Source organism: Embleya sp. NBC_00896 (assembly GCF_045207785.1).
In the GTDB taxonomy this organism is placed as follows: domain Bacteria; phylum Actinomycetota; class Actinomycetes; order Streptomycetales; family Streptomycetaceae; genus Embleya.
In genome coordinates, this window is the sequence record NZ_CP108778.1 from 174,582 (window position 1) to 197,241 (window position 22,660).

Annotated in this window: 14 protein-coding genes; 6 read left to right on the forward strand and 8 right to left on the reverse strand. The window is 71.5% G+C overall.

Features of this window, described 5'->3' with window-relative positions; all coding sequences use genetic code 11:
* Positions 1-233: 233 nt before the first annotated feature.
* Positions 234-1,481 carry a hypothetical protein gene (locus OG928_RS48080; protein WP_331738518.1) on the reverse strand — a complete coding sequence of 416 codons (1,248 nt, stop codon included), beginning with the start codon at positions 1,479-1,481 and terminating at the stop codon, positions 234-236.
* A gap of 270 nt (positions 1,482-1,751) precedes the next feature.
* Between OG928_RS48080 and OG928_RS48085 the strand changes: the two genes are divergently transcribed.
* Positions 1,752-2,711 (forward strand): DNA-processing protein DprA, encoded by a 960-nt coding sequence (locus tag OG928_RS48085; RefSeq protein ID WP_331738519.1) that lies wholly within the window; start codon positions 1,752-1,754, stop codon positions 2,709-2,711.
* Between the two features lie 59 nt (positions 2,712-2,770).
* Positions 2,771-3,454, forward strand: a complete 684-nt coding sequence (locus tag OG928_RS48090; RefSeq protein WP_331738521.1) for a ComF family protein — start codon at positions 2,771-2,773, stop codon at positions 3,452-3,454.
* Positions 3,455-3,504: 50 nt separating this feature from the next.
* Here OG928_RS48090 and OG928_RS48095 read toward each other — a convergent pair whose 3' ends face one another.
* From OG928_RS48095 to OG928_RS48125, 7 genes are all read right to left on the reverse strand, one after another.
* Positions 3,505-3,945 carry a hypothetical protein gene (locus OG928_RS48095; RefSeq protein ID WP_331738523.1) on the reverse strand — a complete coding sequence of 147 codons (441 nt, stop codon included), beginning with the start codon at positions 3,943-3,945 and terminating at the stop codon, positions 3,505-3,507.
* Positions 3,946-4,327: 382 nt separating this feature from the next.
* Positions 4,328-5,347 carry a restriction endonuclease gene (locus OG928_RS48100; protein ID WP_331738525.1) on the reverse strand — a complete coding sequence of 340 codons (1,020 nt, stop codon included), beginning with the start codon at positions 5,345-5,347 and terminating at the stop codon, positions 4,328-4,330.
* A gap of 460 nt (positions 5,348-5,807) precedes the next feature.
* Positions 5,808-7,295 (reverse strand): S1 RNA-binding domain-containing protein, encoded by a 1,488-nt coding sequence (locus OG928_RS48105; RefSeq protein ID WP_331738527.1) that lies wholly within the window; start codon positions 7,293-7,295, stop codon positions 5,808-5,810.
* Between the two features lie 1,790 nt (positions 7,296-9,085).
* A complete protein-coding gene (locus OG928_RS48110) occupies positions 9,086-9,490 on the reverse strand; it encodes a DUF6009 family protein (protein WP_331738529.1) in 405 nt (134 codons plus the stop codon).
* Positions 9,487-11,013 carry a phage/plasmid primase, P4 family gene (locus OG928_RS48115; RefSeq protein ID WP_331738531.1) on the reverse strand — a complete coding sequence of 509 codons (1,527 nt, stop codon included), beginning with the start codon at positions 11,011-11,013 and terminating at the stop codon, positions 9,487-9,489. The genes OG928_RS48110 and OG928_RS48115 overlap by 4 nt, the downstream gene beginning before the upstream one ends.
* Positions 11,010-12,086, reverse strand: coding sequence for a bifunctional DNA primase/polymerase (locus tag OG928_RS48120; protein WP_406292247.1), 1,077 nt, complete (start codon positions 12,084-12,086; stop codon positions 11,010-11,012). The genes OG928_RS48115 and OG928_RS48120 overlap by 4 nt, the downstream gene beginning before the upstream one ends.
* 1,239 nt (positions 12,087-13,325) lie before the next feature.
* Entirely contained in the window at positions 13,326-14,141 is an 816-nt protein-coding gene (locus OG928_RS48125; protein WP_406292249.1) for a hypothetical protein, read from the reverse strand.
* A gap of 199 nt (positions 14,142-14,340) precedes the next feature.
* Between OG928_RS48125 and OG928_RS48130 the strand changes: the two genes are divergently transcribed.
* The 4 genes from OG928_RS48130 to OG928_RS48145 all read left to right on the forward strand — a co-directional run bounded on the left by OG928_RS48130 (position 14,341) and on the right by OG928_RS48145 (position 22,588).
* A complete protein-coding gene (locus OG928_RS48130; RefSeq protein ID WP_331738536.1) occupies positions 14,341-17,625 on the forward strand; it encodes a DEAD/DEAH box helicase in 3,285 nt (1,094 codons plus the stop codon).
* Between the two features lie 726 nt (positions 17,626-18,351).
* Positions 18,352-18,852: a hypothetical protein gene (locus tag OG928_RS48135; RefSeq protein ID WP_331738538.1), complete on the forward strand. Its 501-nt coding sequence runs from the start codon at positions 18,352-18,354 to the stop codon at positions 18,850-18,852.
* A gap of 874 nt (positions 18,853-19,726) precedes the next feature.
* Entirely contained in the window at positions 19,727-21,565 is a 1,839-nt protein-coding gene (locus OG928_RS48140; RefSeq protein ID WP_331738540.1) for a hypothetical protein, read from the forward strand.
* Between the two features lie 795 nt (positions 21,566-22,360).
* Entirely contained in the window at positions 22,361-22,588 is a 228-nt protein-coding gene (locus tag OG928_RS48145) for a hypothetical protein (protein ID WP_406292251.1), read from the forward strand.
* The last annotated feature ends 72 nt before the right edge of the window (positions 22,589-22,660 follow it).

Genomic DNA, 22,660 nt, shown 5'->3' on the forward strand with positions numbered 1-22,660 from the left:
CCCGAAGTTGCCGAGCGAACAAGCGTAGGCACCCGGACCGCCCGGACATAATCCGCCCAAATAGTCACCGCCAATCGAGCTCCACCGCGTTCGTCCGAGTCGGGAGAAGTCCTCGTGGGTGGTGCACGCCCGTCTGCCCGACCTGCAGGCCGTCGTGCGCCCTTCGCGCCGCCGGTGCGGATCACCGGCCGCTTCCGTGCTTCATTCCCGGCGTCCCTCGACGGTCCCGTCGTTCAGTGGGGCGCGATATGCGTTCCGCTCGCGATGATCTTCGTGAAGGCGTTGCGCAGGGAGTCCGCCGGTCCGCTTCCGAATCCGGGGCTGGAGGAGGTCGTCGTGAAGGCGTCGACGCCGAGCGTGTTCGGCCCGTACGGATCGATGGCGACGCCCGGTCGGGGCGTGTGGAAGGTGTGCGGCTTGCGGTACTTGCCGACAGTGAGGGCGATGACCCGGTCGGCGCCCGCCTCGGTGAGCAGGAGGCGGGCCCAGTCCACCGAGGTGCCGTCGGTGGTGAAGTCGTCGAAGACGACGACCGTCTTGCCGCGCACCTTCCTCCGGTGCTTCGGATTGACGTGGACGGTGTGGGTCTGGTTGGCGATCGACACGTTCGGGGTACGCCCCTGCTGCTTCGCGTTCACGCGTTCGAGGCTGGTGTCCACGGCTCGGGACGCCCGAACGAGCAGGTGATCACGGGTGTCGTATCTGGCGCCGACGATGACCTTGGCCTTTTCCAGGTATGTCTCCAACTGCGCGTTCACCCGACCCGGACTGCTGCTGGGATAGACACAGAACAGGCTGCTGCCGGGCAGGCTGCCGTCGAGGTAGGCGGAACTCAACAACCGCAACAGGAGAATCCCGCGGGCGTCCTGGTCGCCCACCAGGACTGTGCGGCCGTAGGTGAAGATGTCCTTGAGCGTGAACGTCGTCCCGGGCGACGACGGCAGGACGGTGTCGGGCAGCAGGAGCGAACGCAGCCGGAACCCCCGTTCCGGGGCGTCCAGTTCGAACGCCCAGACCGGCTCCTCGAGGAGATGGCGCTCGACGAGACCACGCACGCCGTCGGGTCGGTCGGCGGTAAGCGAGGTGATCCCGCTGTACAGGGCCTGCGGCCACTTGGCGTGGACGTGCATCACGCCGGCATGAATGGAGGTGTACCAGTCGAATTGGCTGGCGCCGACCATCAGTAACTGATTCGTGCGCAAACCCAGCCGCTGCGCCGCGGTCGTCAGCCATGCCGCGTTCCCGCGCTTCTTGCGGTCGGGGATGTCGTCCTGGGCCAGGTGGAGGGCGGGCGCCGGCAACCCACATCGCGCGCTGTGATCGGGGCCGTCGAACGGGTGCGTGGTCAGCAGGACCCATCGGATGCCCTCGCCGTCCAGCCATTCCAGCAGGTCGGCAATCCCCTCGTGGGGTTCCCGGGTGTCGGTTCGAAAGACGGCCTTGTGGTCGAAGACCACCGCGTGCACACTCCGGTCGCCCACTGTGCTCCTCCCCCTGCGCCGACTCCCCACCGGGTCGGGCAGTGTCCCTACAGGGATGATCCCGCACCCGGCCCCACGCGTCTTGGTGATCGAAGGGTTCGCGGACCCGCCCGCCGGCGGCGGTGGCGTGGCCGTGACCTGTGCGAACGCGAAGGACTCGGCCGAGATGGAGACGGGCGTCGGTGGTGTGTACCAAAATGGCCCCAGGCCCACAGCACGTCGGAACCGTCCTTCGAACACACCGGGCCGCGAGTAGAAGGAAACAACGTCATGAAGTCCCTCACCCCGCAGCAACGCGATCTCCTGGCCCTGTGCGCCCTGAGAGTCGAGGCGAAGACGGTGGACTGGCACGTGTTGGCGCGTGTGTGCCAGAGCCCCGAGGCCCTCCAGGTCGTCCTCGGCGGGGACATTCCCGAGGACTCGACCGCGGCCCGCAGGGCCCAGACCCTGCTGCGTGAGGCCCTCGCCGGCCTCGACACCGCCCGCGAGTGGGTCGAGACCCAGCTCGCCGCCGCCGAGGAGGCGGGCGCCCGCCTGGTGACGGTGCTGGACGCCGACTACCCGGCGAACCTGCGCCTGGTACCGAACCTGCCGCCCTTCCTCTTCCACCGGGGCGACCTGGTCGAGGCGGACGCGAGGTCGGTGGCCGTGGTCGGCACGCGCAACGCGAGCGACGCGGGCCTCAAGCGCGCCGCCCGCATGGCCCGCGAGCTGGTCGAACACGACGTCGCGGTGTTCAGCGGCCTGGCCAAGGGCATCGACACCGCCGCCCACCGGGGAACCCTGGAGGCCGGCGGCCGCACGGTCGCCGTCATGGGCACCGGCATCGCCGCGAAGGTCTACCCGGCGGAGAACCGGCGCCTGTCCGAGGAGATCCTCGAGGCGGGCGGCGCCTTGATCTCCCAGTTCTGGCCCACCAGCCCGCCGGCCACCTGGACCTTTCCCCGGCGCAACGTCGTGACCTCGGGCTGCACCATGGGCAGCATCGTCATCGAGGCGTCCAGCACCTCCGGCGCCAAGATGCAGGCCCGCATCGCCGCCGAACACGGCAAGCAGGTGTTCCTGATCCGCTCCCTGGCCACCACCGAGGCCTGGGCCGCGAAGATGATCGCCGAGGGACGTGCCGTCGAGGTCGTCGAACTCCGCGACATCCTGACCCGACTCGGCACGGCCCAGCAGGTCCGGCGGGCCAGCACCCAACGCATCCAGCTCGCCCTCACCGGCCTGTGACCGGCGGAGGGCACCTCCCCGCGCCCTCGGGGTTTCCCGCTTGCGCGTCCTGTCCCTACGTGGTCAACGGCACCCCCGGGATCTGCGCCGCCTGCGCCGCCCACACCATCCAGCCCGTGGCCGCCGCGCACTGCGCGGTGTGCAGTCAGACCCTGGCCGCCGCCGGCGCGGTGTGCGGGAATGTCATATGCGGCTGGCCGCCGGAACGCCGTTTCTTCACTCGCGTCGATGCCGTGGCCATGTACTCCGGCTCCCTCGAAGCCGTCCTGAAGCGATTCAAGTACCCGCCGAGCCGGCCCGGGTGGGCGGCGATCTTCGGCCGTCTCCTCGTCGGATGGCTCGAGACCCACGCCGATCGGGTCGCCGACATCGACCTGATCGTCGGCAACCCCACCCATGCCACTCGGCAGCCGTTCCAGCACATCGAGATGATCATGCGGGCAGCCGCGGCCGAGGACACCGCCCAACGCTGGCCCCTGGCCGCCACCGACCCGCCGCCGCTCGTCAAGACCGCCGAGACGCCCCGCTCGGCCGCCTGCCACCGGGAGGCCAAGATGGAGGCCGCCCGCAGGCATGCGAAGGCCCTGGCCCTGAACACCGACGTCAGCGACCAACGCATCCTCCTAGTCGACGACGTCTTCACCACCGGCGCCCAGTTCCACACCGTCGGCAGGTACCTCATCGAGACAGGCCACGCGCACGAGGTCCGCGGCCTCGTCCTGGCCCGCGTGCCCTGGAGCTGAAACCACCGATCCCGCGCCGTCGAACCTCCACGGCCGCAGCGGAGGGCGAATCACGGGGATACGACCGGTTCGTCGCCTCGCACGCGCATGCGGATCCTCTCGTCGGCGACGCACGCACCCACTTCGTGATCGTTCGCCAGCGCGTCCACGTCGGCGCGTGACCACCGCTCGTCGGGACCGGGTTCCATACCGAGAAGGCCGACAACTCGACGAAACAGGACGAGAGGCCATTCGAGGAACTCGGCCGCCTCACGGTCGGTGAGGCGCGCGATCCGGGCCGGGCGGGCGGCGACGATGTCGGACAGCACCTCGTAGCGCGAGGCCAAAGCCTCCACATCACCGACGCTGAACATCCACGTCCGCTTCCCCGGAGACGGACACAACGACCTGCAGCGAACCCATCCCTGGCGGGCCAACTGCCAGACGTCGTCCACCTGCACGTCCAACCCGGAGGCCTCGGCCAGGGACCGCGCGGTGCTCTTCGCGTCCATGGCCCGATCGTCGTCCGGACGCTCACCCTCCGACCGCCGCGCGCGCTCCCACGCACGCGGAGCCGGGCCGCCCACGGCAGCCCTACCCGGCGCATCCGCAGTTGGCACCTCCCGGCCCAGGGCCTGCGCCATGACCTCGCTCAACAGCAACGGCTCGTGTGGGGGCACGCATGTCCTCCGATCCCGGGGCCGGTTGCCGCACCGGCGTCACATCCACAACGCCGCTGCGCCCGACACGACACGGATTCCGGCGACACGATGATCGCTCCTGCGCCGGGCGATGCGAGCGTGGGGCAGGTCGGCGCCCCGGAAACTCGTCCGATCGTCGTCGGGAAGCGATCTTGGCGCGCGGGCTTCGATCGCCGACGTCGCGCAACCTGCGTCACGCCTCCTGCGGATGCCCTGTCGCGTGATTCCAGGTCCGAGTCGACTCGAGGATGTCGACCAGGTGGTCGCCCCACGTTGCCCAGCGGCGCAACTCGTGGCGGCCGAAGCAGTGGATGCGTTGACCGGTGGCGAGGTTCCGCGCGGGCTGCGTGAACGTGCCGTTGGTCAGGGCTATGACGGTGTCGGCTCGGTGGACGGGGCGCCCCGTGCCGCTGAGCCGCTGCATGTCCCCCGAACCGATCGCGGACATCCGGCTCGTGTGCTTGCACTGGAGCACGACAAGACCCCGGGTCCGGTGCGAGGCGATGACGTCGGCGCCGAGGTCGCCGGCCCCGCCGCCGGAGCGTTCCACCCGGTATCCGTCGCGGTACATCAAAATCGCGGCGAGGCGTTCGAATTCGCGGTGGCCCATGCTGTCGATCTCGTCGAGGTCGACGCTCTGGCCGCTGCTCAGGAACGTCATGTGGCCATCGTCGGCCAGCGCGATCTCGTGCGCGGCGTTGTAGTGCGTGATGCGGGCGTCGGCGACACGGGCGCGGACTCGTTCGAGTGTGACCAGGTGACCGGACGCCTCCTCCGCCGGAACGACACGGAGTGGGTCTACGATGTACGTGCCGGGAGAATCGTGGATGGCGTTGGCGAACTCTGTCAGGCATGCACCCTTGATGAGTTCTACGCACTTGTTCTGCAACTCGCCGGCTTCCTTGACCGCCGTTTCGAGTGCCGTCAGCCATGTAGACGCCACGTCGTGCCAGATGGCGTCGGTGGCCATGACGCGGGTCGCCTTTCCCTGCCGCATGCGTTCCCGGAATTCGTCGCGTTCCTCGAGCATCGTCTCGAGCCACTCCTTCAGCTCGATGAACGCCGCGAGCGCGAAGTTCATCTCGTTCGCGAGCAACCACACCGCGAACAGGCCATCGGAATCCAGCGCCGCGATCTTGTTCCCGGTCCACTTGCGGAGGCGTCGATCCGCGTAGCGGGGAGGAGTCACTGCGGCATCTCGATCGATGATCATTTCAGAAGGTTACCGATAAGCCGGATCACGCCTGATTTGGGATCCTCACCTCGGTTGCGGAGGGCCACAACCACCCCTGAGTGTCCGGGCGTTGTTCGGCGCCGGCGTCGTCTGGAGTGCACCAGCCCCGGACTGCGCCGGTGTGTTCGGTGGCTGCAATCGGCGAACGGGTCGTCGGCTTCGGAGGATTCAAGGGGTTCTCCGCGCCCGCCATTCGCCGTCCGATCGGTTTTCGGAGTGTGTCCGATTGGCAGGTGCCGGACGGGCGGCCCGTGTCTGGAAGTCGGGGTCCCCGTAGTTGTCGCCGAAAATCGGGCGGATATGGATGACCGACTGCGGACCTACGACGGAGCGCGGCAGGCCGGGAGCCTGAGGGTCTAATCGAGGACGGGACGTCGCTCGAAGGCGACGGTCCGGCCGGTGATCGCAGGAGGCATGCGGTCACCGGCCGGGGAGAAGCTCAGTTGCTTGTCGTCCGCCGCCGCGAGAGTGTGATCCGCCGGCGGTCGAGGTCGACGTCGAGCAGGACAACGCGGACGTTGTCTCCCTCGGACACCACTTCCTCGGGTTCCGTGACGTCGTGGTCCGCGAGTTCCGCCAAGGGCACCAGGCCCTCGATCCCCGGGGCGACGCGGACGAACGCACCGAACGGCACCAGCTTGGTGACCTCTCCCGGCAGGGTCTCGCCTGCGGTGTGCGCGTCGGCGAATCCCCGCCACGGGTTTGGTTGCAACGCCTTGATCGACAGGCTGACCTGCTCCCAGGCGAAATCGACAGAGAGGATCTGGGCGCGGATCTCGCGGCCGACGGGGGCGACGTCGGCCAACTCGAAATGCGTCCAGGACATCTCGGGGATGCGCAGCCACCCGACGCCGCGACCGAGGTCGCCGTCCAGATCGACGTGGACGGCGATGTCGCGCAACCTACTGGAGACGACCCCGGTGATGGTGTCGCCGACGCGCAGTGAGGTGAGGTAGCTGCGCAGTTCGTCGGCGCGGCTGCGGTCGGTCCGCCAGCGTGCCCGCAGCGCACCGTCGGCGTCGGGCAGCACGGCGGATGCCAAGGGCTTGCGGTCGGCGGGCTCCAGCGGGACGAGCGCGTACCGCCGCCCGGGCTCGTCCTTCAAGCGCGCCCCTGTGGGGTGGTCGGCGATCCGTTCTTCGTGGAACCCGCCGGGGTACTGCTCGACCAGCAGGTGGAGCCGGCCCTGCCGGACGATCGCGGCGCTGACCGCGCCGGCGTCCTCGGTCAGGTCCGGCCACACGGCCAGCCGGGCGCGAGGTATCAGTCGCGCGCGCAGTTCCTCGACCTCGGTCGACGTCGTCGGCCGGTGCCACCGATACGCGTTGCGGATGTACTGCTCCTCGACCAGGACCCCGCTGTGCTCGTCGACGAGCCGCGCCACCTCGCGCCAGAACGCGTCGTCGGCGGGACGTTGTTTGTCGACCCGGTCGCGCGAGGAGTCGTACGGGGACCGCTCCACCCGGTCGACGTCCAACCCCAGCGTCCGTGCGCGGGAGGCGGCCTTCTCGTGTTCGACCGCAGTCCCGACGTACATGTCGTACCGGGTTCCGACGTGGATGAAGAACCCGCCGTCACCGACCAGTCGGCACCAGGTGCCCTCGCGCAGCACCATGGCGCGCACCAGGCCCATCGCGGTGCCGAGGCAGACGGTCGCGCCGTCGTGGTAGCCGGACAGGTCGTACGGGAAGAGCCCGTCCAGTCCGTGGTGGCCGCGGCCGCTTCGCACGGAGTAGGAGAAGAACCCGTTCTTCACGGGGTTGTCGATGGTCAGGCGGGTGAGTCCGGCGTCGAGCGCGAACGCGGTGGCCGCTGCAGCCCACATATTGGCCGCGCTCTCACGGGTGTCGTACGCGAGGGTGGTCGAGTCGTCGACCCCTTCCGCGTCCGCAGCGAAGGCGCGCAGTCGGTACACGAAGGGCGCCATGTCAGCGTCCGGCGCGGCTCGAAGGTGCCCCAAGGGCCGGTCGCGGGTGGACAAGAGACAAGATCATTCCGACACCGTAGCGATGTTCCGCACTCCACGGAAGGCAACCGCGGAGCGGCAACGCTATGCAGGTGGGGTGTGGGGCCAACTCCTGCAGGGTGCTCGCACTGCGGCACCTCGGGCAGACGACGGCGATGTACCGCCTGGGGACACCCTTCGGGTCGACGCACGGTTTCCGGAGGGTGTGCGTGACGCTCGTGCACCGGGGGCAGCGGAACTCGACGGGGCCTTCGTGGTACCAGCCCGGCTCGTGCATCCGCGCGGGCAGTGCGCCCGTCGCGACCGTGACGCCCCAGTGTCGTTCGATCACACGCGCCACGGTCGAGTCCCCGTCGGTCGCGTCGTCGGGGTGTTCGCGGGGCGGCTCGGGCGAGTCGTCCAAGACGGTGGTTGCGGGTCGATGGGGTGTCGGCCCGGAGCGCGAGGTGGCGCCGCTCGTTGTGGTTGCTCACCCTGGGTTTGCCGTTGGTACCCACGCAGGGGTCCCCGATCGCGGCGTCACAGTGGGGGCACGCGACCGCGGCCCTGATCCGCTCGCGATACTCCTCGAGAGCCTTGCCTTTTCGGCTGCGGACCGGCGTCGTGGCGCGGACCGGAGCAGGCCCCGAGTCCGCCGGCCGGTGGGCCGCGCACCAACCGTTGTCCACCGGCACCAGCGCCCGGCACTGTTGCCCACGGGTCGTGGTGCCCGGGCATCGCTGCACGGCTCCGGCATCGGTAAGTGATGTCACGGACACATCATGGAGCAAGCGTTCGGATTTCGGCCCTCCCGCCGGACGGGCCGCGGCGTGTCCGGGAGACGCGCCGGCGCAGGCGCAACGGCCCTTGTCGTCTCGGCTGTTGGGCACTCGTGCGGGCGGGGAAGCATCGATCGAGTTCCACATCCGCGCCCGGGAACCGCAGCCGGCGCCACGATGTCGGCGCGTAGGGCCCCGCTTCGTTCGGTCCCTCGGTCGGCCCCTGTCGAACGTGCAGGTCAAAGGCGATCCGGCTGCGGGCGAGGGACCGAAGGGACCGGGATTCCGAGTCACGACGACCCGCTCGACCCACGGCGTTCGGAGTGTGCACGGAATCGGGATCCTCGGTCCCTTCGGTCCCTGTCCGAGCCGGATCGGCGCCGTTCCGTGCGTTCGCCGACACGAACGGAGAAGGTTGCGCGGCGTGCCTGGTCCTTCGGGCGCGACTCGATTTCAGGGGTTGAGTAGGCGCCCGCATGTGCGAGGTGGCTCTTACGGCCGGTGGGGGCTGTTCGACCGTGTGGAGGTGTCGACCGGGCCGTCCGAAGACGGTCGGCCCGGGATGTCTCGTCGCCGTTTTCGGTGTGGGGTGGCTGCGTTCGGGCCGGCCGGTGTCTCGAGGCCGGCACGAACGCGAGTGGCGCGTCGGGCGTGCTGGACCGCCTGGATGCGCCTGGTACGGCCCTCTCGGGCCGTCATCCGATCTGCACCTGTTGAAATTTATTGCACCGGTATATCGAGGTTTGCGAATAGGCTCAAGGCGACCCGCCGCAGCATTCGCGCAGGCACGTCGCGGCGCCTGTATGGCGTGTGCCACGGGCGGCAGTTGGCCTGGCGTCATGCACCGTTTGTCGAAGGGTCGGGGCTGTTCGTGGATGGTGCCTCGCTTCGAACACGCGTGGTCGTGGTGAACGAGCGTTCGGCATGCCGAGTTCGGTGGGAATGGAGCGAAGTCCAGTGTCACGCACCGCCGTTGGACCGGGTCGTCGGCTTTCAACCCTTGGGCAGCGTTATCCCCAGCTCGCGCATGGCCTCGGACGGCGGGCCGCCCTCGGAGCGTTGCGTCTTGTGTCCGGGGACCTTCGGCTCGAGGGTGCGGGGGTCGACCGCTTCGGACGGGGCGCCGGAGACATATGCGCCGGTGGGGGCCCGGTCGCGGTCGTGGGGGGCGAGCCAGAACACGCGGCGACGGTAGGTACCGGAGGCTCTGGAGGCCTTCGCCTTGGGGCCGAGGGTGGCGTAGCCGATCATGCGGCCGTCACGGTGGAAGGCGGGGGTTCCGGTGCGGCGTGGGAGGCGGTCGAGGACCTGGCGGACGTAGTCGAGGTCGGTGGGGTCCTCGAGCCAGACGATGTCGGCCTCGTGGGCGATCTGGTCCGGCGTGATCAGCGCGCTCACGGGGTCTCCTCGGTGTCGTCGAGCAGGCCGATGCCCGGGTAGTACTTGCGTTGGTTGGACGTGGTCATCTGGCGGGGCGAGGTCAGGCCGACCGTCTCTCGGATCCTGGCCGCGAACGCGCGTGCGGAAACCGGGGAGGCGTCCTCGAAGCCGCACCAGGTGCGATAGGCGGCGTACAGGCCGGTCTGTTCGGCGCGGATGCCCGCGGCGAGGGTGCAGCGTTCGTCGACGAAGCGCCCGATGTGGTCCTCGGTCTCCGCGTAGGCGTGGGTGGCGACGCGTACGCGGGGCGGGCCGGTGAGGTCGCGGTCGCCGGCGAGGTAGCGGCGGGCGCCCTCGACCAGCCAGGCCAGGATCCCGGGGCCCTCCTCGGAGACGAGGACCTGGGCGAGGTTGTCCACGCGGTGCTCGTCGGCGACCACGCGTTCGAACGGGACCAGGCGCATGCGCCGCCAGAACGCGAAGCCGCCTGAGGTGACTTCGGGGCGGTGGTTACCCAGCAGCCAGAGTTTGTGGGTGGGTTCGAAGCTGAAGAAGTCCTGCCGCATCCGCCGGGCCTTGAGCCGGTCGCCACCGGTCAGCAGCTTGAAGCGGGCCTCGTCGAAGCGGTCGCCGGGCTTGAGTTCGGAGCAGACGATGACACGGCGCCCGTGGAGCTCGGCCAGGTCGGTGGGGTGGCCCTCGAAGGGTTTGGCCATGAGGAATCCGGGCGGGGCGGCGTCGGCGTAGTCGCCGAGCAGGGTCACCAGCACGTCCAGCAGGACGGACTTGCCGTTCTTTCCGAGGCCGTACAGGAACGGCATGATCTGCGCGCCAACGTCTCCGGTGACCGAGTAGCCGAGGAGCAGGTGCAGGAAGTCGATCATCTCGGCGCCTTCGGCGTCGTCGCCGAAGGTGTCGGTGAGGAAGCGGTGCCACCGCGGGGTGGGCATCGTGCTCGGGGCGACGGTGCACGAGCGGGAGTGGTTGTGCTTCTCCGGGTCGGGGGCTGCGACGGCGCCGGTGTGGAGGTCGACGACTCCGCCGGGCGTGCACAGCGCGTACGGGTCGGCGTCCAGGTGCTCGGCCCTGAGCACCATGCCGGGTGCGGCCTGGGCCTGCATGAGCATGGATTTGAGGCCCGAGGTGGACAGCGATCGGCGGCGGTGCCTGCGCAGTTCGGCGTCGGAGTGGGTGCGGTCGGGGTCGGAGGTGGCGAGGGCCTCGGCCATGTCGCCGGCCGCCCACAGCACGGTGTCGTCCTCGTCGAGCTGCCAGCGGTGCCCGGCCCAGCGGTACCAGCCCAGGCCGGGGACGTGCCGGAAGTCCCGGCCGTACAGGGCGACGAAGGCCTTCGCGTTCCCGCGGTCGGAGAGCGAGTCGGGGACCAGTCCGCGGCGGGTCGCCCCACCGGGGCCCGGGGGCCGGCCGTTGTCGGCGGGTCCGGTGTCCTGGGCGGGGAAGAGTGGCAGGGTGGCCTGGTCGGCGAGGATTCGGGCGGCGGCGGCCGCGGCGTCGAAGCGGGAGGGCGGGATACCGCTCACGGGCGGCCTCCGGGGTTCAGGGGCCTGGCGCGGCCGGCCGCAATGCCGCCGCGGATGGTGGACAGGGATCGCCGGCGGTGGCCGGGGCGGGCGTGCTCGGCGGCTTCCAGGAGCAGGCGTTCGGCGTCCGCAGGGTCGAGGTGGCCGGCGGCGACCAGGCCTCCGGCGGTGTAGGCGGCCCGGTTGAGTTTGTCGTTGAACGCGGCGCCGGACGACACGAGCGCGCAGTCCGCGACCTCCTGCAGGACCGTGGCCAGTGTCTTGGCGGCGACGTTCGCGTGGCCTCCCGCGGCGGCGACGGCGAGACGGGCCCGCGGTGGCACCGGGTGGGGCGTCGCCGGGGGTTGGGGGCGGTCGGCGTGGCCGGTGCGGGCGAGTTCGGTGGCCAGCCAGGTCGGGAGCAGGGCCGGTACGCGGCAGGTGCCCACGGGGGTGTAGGCGCCGGTCGGGGTGCGGGTGCCGGGGGCGACGATGTAGCCGCCGACGCCGCGCACGTCCACCTGCCAGGCAAGGGCTCGGCCGGTGCTCGAGCCGCTGGAACAGAGCCACTTGCGGGTCGGTGGGGTGCGGTACCAGATGTGCATGCCGCCGGAGGGGGTGCGCACGCGGAGTGTGTCCGGGTCCTCGGTGGGGTCCGGGGCGTCGCGCAGCGCGGCGAGGAGGGCCAGGCTGTCGTAGCCGCTCGCCAGGCCGGTCAGGTCGACGTGTTCACCGATCGTGATGCCCGGCAGGAGCCGGTTGCGGTCGGGCAGGGCGGCGTCGTGGGCGTCGACGTCGATGACGACCAGGTTCGCCGGGCCGCACGCGACGCCGACGCCGAACCGCGATCCGCGGCCCCACCAGGCGCGGATCCGTCCGGGGTCGAGTGTGGCCGCGTGGAAGCCGTGGCACCAGCGACCGGCGGCCAGGCAGGGGCATCCGAGGTGGGTGTGTCCGGGCTCGTGACAGGCTTCGCAGTTCCCGGGTGGGGTCTTGCGTTGCGGTGCCAACGGGTGCACCGGCCATCCGGATCGCGCGCACCATCGCGCCACCGCCAACGCCTCGGGCGCCGTGTCCTGTTCCCGCCCGACCACACCGGCCTCCCCCACTCCCGATTCGCCGCGTCGACCGCCAGCCGGGGTCCGGCAGCGACCGGGGTGGGGATCCGAGGGGATCCTCCGGTCGCTGTGGTGTTGCCGCCCGAACGGCCGAGCAGGCGTACACCGATGGGCCCCGGCCGGGCCTGGGCTGCTTGTGCACGGTCGCTGACTGGACCTGTCGATCGGGCGTCTTCCTTTCGGTCGCTGACCGAAAGGCCAGGTCAGAGCGTTGTGGAGCGACGGTAGCGACCGAAGCGACTGAAGCTCCCAATTGGTTTCAGGAACGTCAGGGTAGCGGAGAGCCCCGTCCGGGGGCCCCGGACCCGGCAGTTGCGTGTCAGCGACTGTAGGTCTTCGGGGTCAGCGACCGAAGCGTTTCGGTCGCTGACCCCGCCGTCTACGAAAAGGCCAGGCCACAGCCTTGCAGCGCACGGATCAGCGACCGAAGCGACTGAAGGTCGGACTCTATGACGCACACGCGCACACGCGAATGTCGTCATAATCCGGAAGTGCGGTCGCTTCGGTCGCTACTCGCGGGGCCGAATGCCCCTGACCTGGGGTTTCATCGAGCGACTCAAGGAGCGACCGAAGCGGTCCGGCCGCTCGGCGCCGGGCTGCCTGGACTTCGGCATCCCATCGCGGACTTCACAGGCGGCCAGCGTGATTCCTCTTGAAGTCTTCGGTCGCTTCCGTCGCTCACGGATGCCGGAGCGTATCGGGACCTCGGTCGCTTCGGTCGCTGCCGAGAGGGCGGAACGGCCCTGAGCTGCGGTTTCGTCGAGCGACCACGGAAGTCGTCGACCTCCTGCGGTCGCTTGCCCGCCGAGCTCCCGGCGGAACGCGAACCTGCCTTGCGCGCGAGAACGCGATTCCTCTTGCGGAGTTCGGTCGCTTCGGTCGCTCGGGTCACCGAGAGACGAGCCGCAAAACCCGGGACGACACACCCGGCCCGCCCTTGGCGCGGGCGCGGACAGGCACGGTTCCGGCCGGTCCAGCCTCGCAGAACCCGGCAACAGCCCGCCGCTCCACCCGTTCGGGCGCGCCGCCGTGCGGAACGGGCCCGACATCACGGAACAATGGCCGCGAATCACTGCATGGACAGGAGCAGATTTGAGCCCCGAGCACCTCGTTCGGCCGAGACCACCCGCCGCCTCCACTCGGGGGAACATGGATGGAACACGGGTCTCCGAAATGGGCGTTCCGCCCGTGAGTGCCTCCGGGAGGAATACCCCGTCACCGGCCGAGATCTACGCGGCCATGGACGGCGATACCTTCCATCGGCGACTGAAGATCTCGACCTCGGGAGTGTTCAACCCCGGCCTGGCGGCCGAGGCGGTACGCCGCGCACGGGCGCACACCCTGCGCCCGACGGATCTGCGTCTGTTGCTGCTCGGCCTCGGGAACCCTCTCCCCTGGCACGAGGCACGGCGTGCGGCGTTGGAGGCGGTGGCGCGGGCGCCGCAGGATGCGGCGAGCGTGCTGGCGATCCACAGCCAGTTGACGCCGTGCGGCGGCATCGAGTTCACGGAGCAGGAAGTCGGCCCCGTCCAGACGCGTGCCTTCACCGCCCGGGCTGCGATGGACTGCGGCCGAGGTCGAGTGGAGGGAGAGACCCGGCGCGGAAGATCCCGCCGTGTGGCGCGCCACACGGCCGCCCTGAGCCTGCTGGCCCGCCTCGCCGCCCTCCCCGAACCCCGGGACGTCGCCCCGGACCCGACGCCCGCCCCATCCATGACCACGGCCCCTCCCCCGGTGGTGTCGCCGTCCGCGCTCGACGCGGATGCCTTCCACGCGGAGCTCAAGGCGGCCGCCCGCAGGCCCGCGCCCGACCCGCGGCTGGTCGCCGAGGCCCGCGCCCGCGCCGCCAGCGGGTTGGAACCCCGCGATGCCCATCTCCTGTTGTTCGTCGCCATCGATCCGGTGTGGGCCCGATGCCGCGCCGACGCCTTGGCGGCCGCGCACCGAACCCCCGGTCTGGCCGGTGCCGTTCTGGGCCTGCACGTCCAGGCCCGGGACCTGCCGCCGGTGTTGTACATCGACGATGTCCAAGGGAAACCACCCCGGCAGGTGTTCACCTCGACGGCCGAGATCACCACCGCCGGCGGCGCGGTCACCGGCGTCGGCCGCGAACGCCAAGAAGGCGGCCCGCCACCGGGCCTCCGCGGACCTGCTGGCCTTCCTCACGGGCGTGCCCTGCCCCGACGCGGCATCGCACCGGCGGCCCCCGGCCGTCGCGCCGGACCGTCCCGTGCCCCTGGGCACGAGCAACCCCGTCGGCACGCTGAACGAGCGCGCGCAGCGCGGCGAGATCAGCGAGACCGCGTACACGTTGGAGCAAACCGGCGGCCCCGCCCACGCACCGGTGTTCTCCTGCACGGCGACGACCGCCTGCGCCCGCACCCGACGCGCAGTACTCGCGGAAGCGTTCGGTACGACCAAGGCGGACGCCCACAGCGCCGCCGCCGCACTCCTTCTGGAACGACTCGCGGCCCCCGAAAAATCGGCCGGGTTCCCGACCGGGCCGCCCCCTGCGGGGCCCCGCACGGAGTCCCCTGCCCCGGCCACGCCGGTCACCACGTCCTTCGCGCCTGCCGGGACCGAACCGCAGCCTCCGGTCGCCGCCCCCGCCGCCACCCCTTCGATCGTGGCCGTCCCGGCCGTTCCCACCGGTGCCGCGGCCGCCGAGGAACAACCTTCGGGCGCGAAACGTGTGAACGCCCTCTGGGAGGCTCTCCGTTCCGGATGCGCCGTGGTGTGCACCATCGGTACGGTCCCGGCCGACACCCGGCTCGTTCTCTGCCGCGACGACGGCAAACCGATGCCCGACGCCGCGCCGGACGGCACCACCCTGCTCGACCTGGACCCCGGTCCCGGGCACGAGTCGGACCCCCGGCTGGCGTCCGTACGCGGATGGGCGGTGCCCACCGCCACGATGATCCCGCTGCTGCTGACCCCCGACGACGACCGTCGACACCCCACCACCCGGGCCTGGGCCCGGCTGACCCGCCTGGCCCTCCGGGCGATCGCCGAACGCCGAGTCCGTCCCGCCCTCACCGCCACTGGACGGGGAACCTGGCGGATCGGCCCCCTGGACCCGCCCCTGCGCGCCCTCCTCGACGCGGCCGGCGCCGCTCTGCCCCAGCACGCTCACCGTGTCGCCACCGGAGGATCACCCCCGCACATCGACACCGCCGCCCAGGTGGTGACGGCCTGGCTCGACGCGATCGCCGACACCCACCTCCACACGCCCGGGGCCGAACACCTCGTTGGCCGCCTCCCGTTCGCCGTGCCCGGACTCGCCCCGGACGACGCCACCGCCGAGTGGATCGACACCCTCGAGAACGGATTCGACGACCACGCTCCCCTCCCCCGACTCGCCCTGCACGTCACGGCGCCCGCCGACGACCGGCCCGACACCGACACCCTCCCCCTCACCCTGCACGTCCACCCCACGTCCCCGTCCCACTCCGCGAACGACGCGACACCGGTCCCCCACGCACGCCTGCACCCCGCTGACCGGGAACGCGCCCGGCGGGCCCTGCGCCGCGCCGCCCGCATCTGGCCGCCGCTGCGTTCCCTGGCCGACCGGGCGGACCCGCACACCCTGGCTGTGACCGGCCCCCAGGCCCTGGACCTGCTGGGCGCCGCGGGCACCGCGCTCACCGCGGCCGACGTGACGATCCACTGGCCCGAGCACCTGCTCGACGCCCTGACCGCGAGCACCGTGGTCGGCACCCGCTCCCCCACGGGCGTATCGGGCCGGCGACTGGCGCTGGAGAACCTCCTCGACTTCCGCTGGCAACTCGCCCTGGACGACGTCGCCCTGACCGACGCCGAGATGGACCGCCTCGCGGAAGCCGCCCGGCCGCTGGTCCGGCTGCGCGACCGCTGGATCCTGGTCGACCCCGTCCACGCGGCCCGCGCCCGCGAACGCAACCTGGGCACCCTGGCCCCGCCCGACGCCCTCGCCGCCGCCCTGTCCGGCACCGCAACCGTCGACGGCGTCCCCCGCCCGTGCACCGCCGCGGACGGCTTCGCGACGCTGATCGGCGCCCTGCGCACCGCATCCTCCACCGTGCCCGGCCGCACGACGGCCCGACCGCCCGGGCTCGCCGCGCCCCTGCGCGGCTACCAGCAACGCGGCCTGGAATGGCTGATCCGCACCACCGACCTGGGCTTCGGCGCGCTCCTCGCCGACGACATGGGCCTGGGCAAGACGATCACCGCGATCGCGTTCCACCTGCACCGACGGACCCTGCCCCGCCCCGGCCCGACCCTGGTGGTGTGCACGGCGTCCCTGGTCACCAACTGGGCCCGGGAGATCGCCCGTTTCGCCCCGCACATCCCGGTGCGCCGGTACCACGGCACCGACCGCGACCTCCACGACCTCGACCCCCATACCGTCGTGATCACCACCTACGGCGTCCTCCAGCGCGACCGGACCCACCTGGCCACCGTCGACTGGGACCTGATCGTCGCCGACGAGGCCCAACACGTGAAGAACCACCGCACCAAGGCCGCGCGAGCGCTGCGGGAGGTGCCCTCGCGCACCGCGATCGCGATCACCGGCACCCCGATGGAGAACAACGCCTCCGACATCTGGTCGATCCTGGACTGGACCAACCCCGGCCTGTTCGGCGACCACGCCCGCTTCCGCGCCCGGCACGGCCGCGACGCCGAACGCGACACCAGCGGCGCCGGCGCCCGCCGACTCGGCCGCCTGGTCGGCCCCTTCATGCTGCGCCGCCTGAAGTCCGACCCCGCCATCGCCCCCGAACTCCCGGCGAAGGTCCGCGTCGAACGCGTGGTGCCCCTGAGCCGCGAACAGACCGTGCTCTACGAGGCGGTCGTCCGCGAAACCATGGACCTCGTCCGCGAGGCGTCCGGGATCACCCGCCGCGCCCTGGTCCTGAAACTCCTCCAGGGCCTGCGGCAGATCTGCAACCACCCCGGCCTCTACCTCAAGGAATCCCTCGACGCCTGGAACCCGGACACCGCGGCGGACCGCTCTGAAAAGCTCCGCGCTCTCGAGGAGATCCTCGACACCGCCCGCACCCGCGACGAGGCCGCGCTGGTGTTCACCGGCTACGTCGGGATGGGACACATGATCCGCACCCACCTGCAAACCTGCGGCCTGGACGCCCTGTTCCTCCACGGAGGCACACCGACCGCGAACCGGACCCGGATGGTCGACGCCCTCCAGAACGGGGACACCCGCATCCTGCTGTTGTCAATCAAGGCGGCCGGCACCGGACTCAACCTGACCCGCGCCACCCACGTCGTCCACTACGACCACCCGTGGAACCCCGCCGTCGAGGACCAGGCCACCGACCGCGCCCACCGCATCGGACAACACCACACCGTCCACGTCCACCACCTGCTCACCGAGAACACCATCGAGGACCACATCACCGCGCTCCTCGCCCGCAAGCGGGCACTCACCCACGACGTCCTCACCGCCGGGGAAACCGCCCTCGCCGACCTCGACGACGCGGATCTCGCGGACCTGATCGGCCTGGGAGCCCACCGATGAACCGGACGAAGCCCCACCGACCGTCCGGCATCTCACCCTGGGCGAGGGCCTGGGCCGCCACCCTGGCCGAACTCGCCACCGGCCCGCGCCGCCTTCCCGGACGCCGCGGCATCGTCGGACGGATCGACAGCGGCGCCGGACGCATCGCCGCCGACATCGCCGTCCACGGCGGATCCCACCGGGCGGCGATCCGCGCACCCATTTTCGACGACACCCGGTGGGACGCCGTCGTCGCCGCCGTCGCCGCCGTCCCAGCCCACACCGCCGCACTCCTGGCGGGCGTCCTCCCCACAGGCCTCACCGACCCCGGCCACACCGCGGGCCTCGCCCTCGTGCCCACCGCCGCCGAACTGTCCTTCACGTGCAGCTGCCCGATCCGCGGAACCTGCCCACACATCACCGCCCTCGCCGACGCCGTCACCACACGACTCGGCACCCACCCCGGCACGATGCTCAACCTCCGAGGCCTATCCATCGCCGCCCTCGCCGAACGCCTGCGCGCACACCGCTCGACCCCCAACGCACCCGCCCCCAACCACCCGTCGCCCGTCACGAACGGCAACAGAGCCACGGCTGGCGGCGACCACGCCCACACCCCCCCGGCGAGCGGACCCCCACGCCAGCGAACCCGACCCCGTCCCGGAACCGATCTGGGCGACACCGGCCCCCGATCCCCTCGCAGGTGTCCCGGAGAACGAGCGAACCCCGACCGCCGAGGCATGGAGGATGCTGATCGACGACGCCGCACACCGGGCCGAGCAACTCCTGCGCGGAGAAGACGACACCGCCCCGGACGCACTGAGCGACGCCGTCCGATGGCTGGCCGCACCGGCCGGACTCCGACACCTGCCCACCGTCGCCGCCTCCACCGGCAAGAGCCCGGTGGAACTGCGCCGCCTGATCGTGGCCTACCGGCACGGCGGCTGCGCCGCGGTCCACGCGGCCGAACACCCCACCGACCCCGATCCCGAAGTCCTCGCGGCGGCCGCGGCCGCAGTGCGCCGAGCACGTGGCGGGGCCGGCGGCACGGTAGTCGTCGAGGGCAATCGGCTGACCGACCCGGGCGGTCGGATCCAGATCCGCGTGGGGCCCGACGATCGCTGGCACCCGTTCACCGCGAGTGGCCCGCACCGCGACTGGCAATCGGCCGCGGGGTGTTCCCCCGACCCGGCGGCCGCGTACGGTGCGGCGCTCGCCGCGCTGCGGGCCCGCCCCCAGTACGCGTAGCCCGCCCGGGGCGCCGTGCGTTGTATGTCGTGGCAGTGTCGAACCGCGAATCCCGGTCAGGCAGCGTTCGTAGCGAATGACATGGGCTTGCTTTACGCATGGGAACGATTCGCTGCCCGTCGGTACCGGGAGCGGCGGTCCGTACTGCGCCGTTCGGGTCCTGCTCCGGGCCTACCGGCGCGTTGTGGTGCATGCGCGCCGAGACCCCGTCGACGATGGCGCCGCAACTCGTTGTCTGCCGGGAGGCCCAATGCCCAGGACCCAGGCGCCGCGTACGACCGGACGCGTGTGGACCGTTCGGATCGATGCGAACCCCCCGCGGCGGGGCGGCCGTTTACGCGGCCTATGGGTGGTCTGCGCGGCAGCGCGCTGCGTCGACGAGCCGCCGGAACCGTTCGCTCGTGCGACGGATGCCCGCCGGGCCGCGGTGGGGCACTTGGCGCTCCACGCCCGATCGGCGCCCGCCCTGCCCGCAGGGGCCGTGTGCGCGTGTCGGGCTGACAACTGCCGTGCTCACGCCGCGGATGTGCCGTGCACGCCAGGCCTGCGCCTCGCGGTGGTATCCGACGGGCACGGGCGGGTGTGGCGGCTGATGGAGGTGTGCGTGGGCTGTGCGGGCTCGATCCCCCGCGCTCGCCTGGTCCCTCAGGCTCCCCCGGGACCCGCCGTTGAACAGACGATCACGGAGGTGTCGGTGTCCTCGTCCGCCGTTGCGTCGACTGTGCCCGCGCAGCCGGCCGCACCGCCTTTCGGTTCCCCGGCGGTGTCGGGCGAGGGGGACCGGAACGGTGCGGTTGCGACGGCACCTGCTGCACCGGAGCCCACGGACGGCGTGCCGCACGGCCCGGGGCGCCCGATCGCGCATCCGCCTCCGTTGGAGCAAACGGCCGCGGCCGCACTGCGCGCCGTGTGGCGGTACGTCGCCGATCGAGGGCTGGGGTCGACGCCCGCAGCGCGGTTGGCGGCGTTGGCGTGCACGGTCCGGGCCGCCTCCCGGCGCGGGGTGTTCAACATGGGGATTGGCGACCTACCGCCGCTCGCCGAGACGCAGGCATGCGCCGCGCTTGCCGAGCTCGCACGTTCGGGATGGCTGGCCATCGACCTGGACCGGGCCTGCGCGGCGCGGTCGCACGCCTCGGCAACGGTCGGGGAGTTCGCCGTCCCGGAAAGCGCGCCCCTTTCCGTCACGAAGCTTGTTCGGCGCCGCTGGATCTGGCACCAGGAGGCCCTCGCGGGGCACGGCGGCCTGCCGCCCGGTGACCCGGCCTCGATCCTGCTCGCCGCGTACGTGGCCTTGCACGCGGACGGAGCGAGGGTTGGCACCCTCCCGTGGGCGGAATCCGCGCGTGACTGCGCCCTGGGCGCCGATGACGAAGACCGCGCCCGGGCGGCGCTCGTGACAGCGGGCTGGCTCGCCACGGAATCCCGTGCAGCGGACGGAACCTGGCGGTTCGCCCTCGGTGCCGGCGCCACGGCGTTCACGTGTTCCCCGCCGCCCGCAGCCCCCGCGCCGAGGACTGCACGCGGCCGCCCGGCCACGACCTCCGCCCCGGCCGAGTCCACACCGCGACGCACGAGAGCCGCATCGAAGCGGCACGGGACCGACGCGGCCGTTCCGGTCCCCCGTGCCGCGCGGCCCGATCGTGCGCGGCCGGAGCCGGAACGCCTTCTGGTGGCCGCGCGCGCGGCGGAGATCGCGGAGAGCTGCACGGTGTGCGCGGCCGACGGCATCGTCAACCGCGCCCCGGTCCCCCGTTCGGCAGTCCACGACAGCGTCGGGCGGCGGCTTTCACTCACCGGCCGTCAGGCGGCCGTCCTGCAACGCCTGCTGCGTTACCTCGCGTGGGGCACTCCGGAGGGCGGCGCCGAAATCACCCTGGCCGGCCTGTGGTTCGCCGCGGCCCGCCTCGGCGAGGACACCGGATGCGAGGAGACGACTGCGGCCGGGATCCCCCTGCCGGATCCGGCCGAGACGGTGAGGGCGCTGCGACGGACGGGAGGCGACGTCGCGCTGAACGTGGACGCGCACCTCCTGGAGATCGGACGCCAGTCCGCGGCGCATCTGGGCGGCTGGGTCCACGAGATCCTCACGCACCCGTGGCTGCACGCCACCGCCCCCGAGGTCCGCCTGGGCGCCGTCTTCGTGACCGCCCATGCCGACCACCGCGGGCGCATCGAAACGAGCCGCCGCGAACTCGCCGCAGCGTGCCGAGCGTCCGCCGCCGATGTCGCGATCGCACTGGAGGGCTGCCGCTGGATCCGCGACGTCATCGAGGTGCCCGGTCGCCGTATCCGTGCGCGGCTGGCTCCCGCGTCGTTCCCCTACGGCGCGTTCACACCCCATCGCCACACGGCCCAGGTCGACACGCGGCCCGGGATGGCCACCGTGGCCACCGACGGGGAGGAGCCGACGACGCGGGTGTACCGGATCGAGGTGGCCTTCACGACGGCTGCGTGGGTACTGAACTACCGGCGCGTCCACCGGCACGGGCCCACATGGCGGACCCTCGTCACCGCGCAATTCGGCGCCGACCACACCGAGGACCCGGACGTGCAGCACCTGGTGCGGCGACTGTTCGCCGAGGGATGGCTGGCCGGGCTGGGCCTGCCCTTCGCGACCCGACCCGGGCGGCGGTTCTGGCAGGAGCATGCACGCCGCACCCGCCCCCGTGACCACCCGGCAGCACACGAAGGCATGTCCACGTCATTGTGAGATCGGGTCGATCGTCGGGCCGTCCACCGGGAGCACTTCGACGCCGCAGGGATGCTCCGCGTCCCAGCGACGGGTCATCGCCTCATCTCGACCAGCAGGGCAGCAGCGCGGATGTGCCCGGCGATGTGGGCGTCGAATTTGCGGTCATCGTGGGCGTCGAAGAACCTCGGGTCGTCCTCCTCGATGCGACAGCGCAGGAACGGGCGCCCGCAGCGAGTTGGCCATGACGTCGGCGTAAAAGCCCACACCGACGTAACGAGGGGCGGGCCCGATGGCGTCGAAGCCCGCGGCGTCACCGAAATGGGCCACGTGGGTCGGATCGTTTCTGAAGGCGCCGAAATGATCCTCGGGGTCCGTGGAACACCACGAGGGGCACTCGAATCGTCGCAGTCCGGACAGGTAGAGGTCATTGCTCGTGGGCTGCCCTCGGCATGTCCGGGCGGGGGCATCAGATCCGGTCACCCGAACGCACGCCGGTTCGGCCTCAGGGCCGGAGCGGGCCCGGACTGCTGCGCGGCACCAACTGCTGGGGACGTTGCGGAGGAGCAGAGCACCTCCTCGGCCCAGCGGCTCGCGCCTAGGGACGCGACCCTGGTGGGCGGTGAGCCCGTTCTCCGAGGTCCGCCACCATGATCCTCAGGGTTTCCTCGGGACTCGGCCTGCAGGTGTCGGATTACGCAGGGGTAACTGCTCAAGGCGCTGCAACCGAAGGTGCCCGGTTCCCTTGCCCGAGAGGCGAGGGTGCTCGGCGTAGTCGGGAGGCGATACGAGCGGGGAGGCGGAACATTTCTCCGAGTGATCACGATGCAGCCGGTCCTGGAGATCCACACCTCTGACGGCTTCGACCTGTGGCCTGTCGCCGAGATCGAGCCGTTCGGCTTCCTGGCTCTCGGCGGTAGGCTCTCACCCGCCGAGGTCGGAACGGCTGTGATGCGCATCGCGGTTGCAACGACATCGACCCCGACGGCGATCGCCCGCCTCGTCCGGCCGATGCGCTCGGCTCGTTCCTTCACGGACTGCTGACCTTCGACCACCTCTTCGCGGCCGGCGGCCTGCGGGTCACCGACGACGCTGCGGGTGTCACCTTCCTGCCCG

Excerpts from the sequence above, each read along its gene's own strand:
- OG928_RS48085 (WP_331738519.1), top strand. The coding sequence starts at position 1,752 with ATGAAGTCCCTCACCCCGCAGCAACGCGATCTCCTGGCCCTGTGCGCC.
- OG928_RS48095 (WP_331738523.1), bottom strand. The coding sequence starts at position 3,945 with ATGGACGCGAAGAGCACCGCGCGGTCCCTGGCCGAGGCCTCCGGGTTG.
- OG928_RS48100 (WP_331738525.1), bottom strand. The coding sequence starts at position 5,347 with ATGATCATCGATCGAGATGCCGCAGTGACTCCTCCCCGCTACGCGGAT.
- OG928_RS48105 (WP_331738527.1), bottom strand. The coding sequence starts at position 7,295 with ATGGCGCCCTTCGTGTACCGACTGCGCGCCTTCGCTGCGGACGCGGAA.
- OG928_RS48135 (WP_331738538.1), top strand. The coding sequence starts at position 18,352 with ATGCTGATCGACGACGCCGCACACCGGGCCGAGCAACTCCTGCGCGGA.